General features: G+C 49.2%; 6 tRNA genes. All 6 read left to right on the plus strand.

The features are described from left to right. The first annotated feature begins 31 nt into the window (after nucleotides 1-31). The 6 genes from HCX62_RS13955 to HCX62_RS13980 all read left to right on the plus strand — a co-directional run bounded on the left by HCX62_RS13955 (nucleotide 32) and on the right by HCX62_RS13980 (nucleotide 586). Nucleotides 32-107: transfer RNA gene (locus tag HCX62_RS13955), tRNA-Thr, on the plus strand. 41 nt (nucleotides 108-148) lie between these two features. Beyond that, nucleotides 149-221: transfer RNA gene (locus tag HCX62_RS13960), tRNA-Lys, on the plus strand. Nucleotides 222-227: 6 nt separating this feature from the next. After that, nucleotides 228-309, plus strand: a tRNA-Leu gene (locus tag HCX62_RS13965). 12 nt (nucleotides 310-321) lie between these two features. Next, a tRNA-Gly gene (locus HCX62_RS13970) sits at nucleotides 322-393 on the plus strand. 21 nt (nucleotides 394-414) lie between these two features. Continuing rightward, a tRNA-Leu gene (locus HCX62_RS13975) sits at nucleotides 415-500 on the plus strand. Nucleotides 501-512: 12 nt separating this feature from the next. Further along, a tRNA-Arg gene (locus tag HCX62_RS13980) sits at nucleotides 513-586 on the plus strand. Nucleotides 587-638 lie beyond the last annotated feature (52 nt).

Consider the following 638-nt stretch of genomic DNA (forward strand, 5'->3'; position numbering starts at 1 on the left):
CGGTTCGATCCCGTTAACCTCCATTTATTATGCCGGCTTAGCTCAGTTGGTAGAGCAACTGATTTGTAATCAGTAGGTCGCGAGTTCGACTCTTGCAGCCGGCACCATTAATATTATCTTTATAATAGTACATATTTTTTATTATAGAGAGCCGTTAGCTCAGTTGGTAGAGCATCTGACTTTTAATCAGAGGGTCGCTGGTTCGAACCCAGCACGGCTCACTTTTTGCGGGTGTGGCGGAATTGGCAGACGCACCAGATTTAGGATCTGGCGCCGCGAGGCGTGGGGGTTCAAGTCCCTTCACCCGCACTTATTAAATATGCGGAAGTAGTTCAGTGGTAGAACATCACCTTGCCAAGGTGGGGGTCGCGGGTTCGAACCCCGTCTTCCGCTTGTTTACAAAAGTTCCAATATGCCGGGGTGGCGGAACTGGCAGACGCACAGGACTTAAAATCCTGCGGATAGTGATATCCGTACCGGTTCGATTCCGGTCCTCGGCATTATTTTTATATGCGCCCATAGCTCAACTGGATAGAGTACTTGACTACGAATCAAGCGGTTAGAGGTTCGACTCCTCTTGGGCGCACTTTATTAAACGGGAAGTAGCTCAGCTTGGTAGAGCACTTGGTTTGGGACCA

It is taken from the genome of Listeria swaminathanii, from assembly GCF_014229645.1.
Classification (GTDB): domain Bacteria; phylum Bacillota; class Bacilli; order Lactobacillales; family Listeriaceae; genus Listeria; species Listeria swaminathanii.